Annotated in this window: 3 protein-coding genes and 1 pseudogene; all 4 read right to left on the bottom strand. The window is 42.6% G+C overall.

Annotation, left to right across the window (positions count from 1 at the left end; all coding sequences use genetic code 11):
• Nucleotides 1-104: 104 nt before the first annotated feature.
• Nucleotides 105-656: a PepSY domain-containing protein gene (locus tag ACTF5U_RS12305; protein ID WP_438971926.1), complete on the bottom strand. Its 552-nt coding sequence runs from the start codon at nucleotides 654-656 to the stop codon at nucleotides 105-107.
• Between the two features lie 170 nt (nucleotides 657-826).
• Nucleotides 827-1,480 carry a response regulator gene (locus ACTF5U_RS12300; RefSeq protein WP_438971925.1) on the bottom strand — a complete coding sequence of 218 codons (654 nt, stop codon included), beginning with the start codon at nucleotides 1,478-1,480 and terminating at the stop codon, nucleotides 827-829.
• Complete coding sequence (locus ACTF5U_RS12295) at nucleotides 1,470-2,732, bottom strand: ATP-binding protein (protein WP_438971924.1); 1,263 nt, start codon at nucleotides 2,730-2,732, stop codon at nucleotides 1,470-1,472. The genes ACTF5U_RS12300 and ACTF5U_RS12295 overlap by 11 nt, the downstream gene beginning before the upstream one ends.
• A gap of 96 nt (nucleotides 2,733-2,828) precedes the next feature.
• Nucleotides 2,829-3,413, bottom strand: a pseudogene (locus ACTF5U_RS12290) (TonB-dependent receptor); the annotation flags it as partial.

The raw sequence follows: 3,413 nt of genomic DNA, 5'->3' as shown, positions 1-3,413 counted from the left end.
AGGGCGTAAGCGGTTTGTTTAGAATTTCAGCATCATCATTCAGTGACGATAGTTGTCTAAAATAAAGCCGCTGAAATAATCAGCGGCTTTATTTAAATCAGTCTTTATTCTTTTTCCATGCCAATTTCGTACAGTTCGATGTTCGCTTCTTCTATTTCACCAGTCACAGCGTCTACATCTACTTTCACTTCGTAGCCATGAACACTTTGAATATCAAACTCATAGGTTGCATCGCCATCAAAGCCGAGCTCTAATTCTGAAGCCACTACTTCGCCTGGATGGAATGACAAAGCAACTTCTCTAGCTTCGCTCTGAGTAAATTTTGCCATTTTCTTGAAGACTGGGTCATTCTCACTAACTTCACGCTCAATTTCAGTGACAAAGCCGTCTTCAGCATTACACTCTACATTGTAGGTGCTGCCATCTGCTCTTGCTTCAATATCAAACTCATATACAGGATCATCACCTTCCATTTTCAGCTCTACTTTACGAGCATCACCAGGAATAGTGTCGAGTGCAGCATCTAAACATGTTTCGATTTTTACAATATTCCAATCACGAATATCATCAAGGTCATAATTATCTTCTGCCAGAACAGCATTAGATAGAGAAAAAGCCACTACGGCAGGTATCATTTTCAGGATATTTTTTGTCATCTGAGGTCCTTTTTGCTTAAGTAATTTGTTCCAAAAAAAACCAACCTCTACCCTCAAGAGCGATGATCTTACTTTAGGCTATAGATTATAAAGCAATTTCTTCGATACAGATGCTGATGGTATGAGATCGTTTCCTTAAAACGCCTCAGCTGAAGGTGTGCAAAATTTTTCTATGGCTTTATAACACCTAATACCACCGCAATATTGGCCAAGTCGGCAGCAGTATTGACATTCAATTTACTTTTTATTTGGGTGCTGTAATTGGCAACAGTTTTATAGCCAAGATGAAGATCGGCAGCTACTTCATGGGCAGTCATCCCTTTAGCCAGGCGACAAAAAACATCGAACTCTCGGGGTGACAATAAATCGAGCATTTCACGATAAAAAGCAATATCTACATAACGAACATCATCGACTTCAGGTAGAAGTGTCTGCTCAATGTATTGCTTGCCTCCGGCAACCGTTTTCACAGCTTCAGCTAATACTTCTGCCGCACTGTTTTTACTCACATAACCTTTTGCTCCAGCTTGCAGTGCACGCTCTACATATATGGTCTCATCGTGAATGCTATAAACGAGTATGACTGCTTGAGCATCCTGCTTATGCAACCTGCGTATAGTTTCCAGCCCACCCATGCCTGGCATCGATAAATCCATAACAACCACATCCGGTTGCAAGCGTTCATAAACTTGTCCTACCAACTCACCTCGATTAACGTCCATGATTTCACCAATAAAGGTTTGTGTAGACAACAACATTCTGAAACCGGCGCGGACGACTTCATGATCATCAACTAAAAGAACACTTATTTTATTACTGCTCATCCACTCTCTCGATAAATGGCATCCAAGCTCTGACTCTCACACCAAGCTCATCCGTAGATTCAAATATAAATTGTCCCCCCATACTTTCTACTCTTTCACGCATACCTAACACACCAAAACCTTCGCCTTCTGCGGACCCTCCGATGCCATTATCTTCGACCCGTATAGCAACCTGATTCTGATCTTTTATAAAATGCCGTTGAACTATCACCATCGCCTGTGTTGCTTGAGAGTGACGCACCACATTAGTCAATGACTCCTGGACAATACGATAAACATGAATGGCTACCTCCTCATCCAACCAATCAACAGCCTCGTCATAATTCAACTCAATCTTCAATACCGGGTGCCGGCGCTGCCATTCACTCACTAGATCTGTCAGTGTCGCAGCCAGACCCAAGTCCGCTAAACTTAATGGGTGTAGCGTTCTCATCATCGATCTGACCACCACAGACAAATGATTACAAATGCCTATAATCGAATCTGATATTTGGTTGATTTTGGCTTTCGGTTGTTTGATTGCCACAGCCATCGCTTTAACGGCTGTTAGTGATTGGCCCATTTCATCATGTAATTCTCGCGACATAGTCTGACGTTCATTTTCCTGAATGTGCATCGTATGTCTTGCCAACGCTTGGTTATTTTGACGAGAGGTTTCCAATGCTTGTGAGAGGTTATTTACTTCTGCGGCAATGGCATCAAACTCGCTAATTTTGAACCGAGGTAACTTTTTACCATACTCACCACTCTCAACGCGTCGAAGACCATCTAAAATAGCGTGTACTGTTCTCAACATTGAGTGAAACACGATATTAATCGCAATGAAAATTACCATCATCATCAGAACAATGGACCAGAAAAACGCAAGTGATTCACTCCAGGCTTCAGCAATCTCATCAATCGGATCAGCACGTATCAAGAGCGCTTTGGTTGAACCATCCAGAAGACGAATATCATAAGTGGCAGAAGGATAATCCGTCGTAACAGCCTTTTTGAACCAAAATGGTGGCGTATCTTCCTGAACGGCCATTTTTTCGTCGGAAAGCCATTCACTCTCCGTACCATCCTCATTCACCAGGGTAATGTGAATATGTCGGGTTTTTTGAATTGTGCTGAGCTGGCGCATCCAGTGTTGCTCACTGACCATGCGGTTAGCTGGGTAACTAAAACTCAGATCGAGTATTTCAAGTGCAAGGTTAAAGGAAGAGTTAATCTCTGTTTGTACCGACTGCCTCGCCTGCCATATGGCCATTAGGCCACCGATAATGAGGATCAATACAACTGATAATACAATCCGAGTATTTATTAGGCCTCGTAAACTCATCGCTTAGGGTGATGCTTTTGAATATCAAAAATCATAATTAAGCCCTAGACTGAAGCTATAACTTTCCCAGTCAGCCTCATTAAATTTAAGTCTGGCTTCACTGCCGTTAGAGAAATATATTTTGTCGACCCCATTCCTATCTGCAAGCCATTTTTGATACTCAAAGTCGAAAGTCATTGCAAGATCGGGGGAAAAGTACCATTTGCTGTTAATACCCGCTACCCAACCGCTTCCATCAGCCTCATGCTCAAAGCTCACAGGCTGAGCAAAATCAGACCTTAAGTTCCATTCAGCCTCAGCATCATAATCTATGTAGTGATATTCCAGATTTAAACCCAGCTCGAATTTATTGTGTTTGATAAAAACTGTCTCTAATCCGGCCCATGGACCAAACCACGTTGTGTCGTAGCTTGAATCAAGGCCCGCAAATGCGCCGTTCGCCGGTATTGTCTGATAGCCATCTACCGCCTTTAAATTCTGGCTATGATAACCCAACCCTAGTTTGGGTCTTAACTCAAACCTTGAGGAATTAGCTTGGTTGAGAGGCCACTCAAAACGGTGACCAAAAGCCACTGATATGTCGAGCACATTTCCTTCATCTGCCCCGTT

This window comes from Methylophaga sp. (assembly GCF_965655755.1).
Lineage (GTDB): Bacteria > Pseudomonadota > Gammaproteobacteria > Nitrosococcales > Methylophagaceae > Methylophaga.
This window is presented reverse-complemented; position numbering and strand designations above follow the sequence as displayed.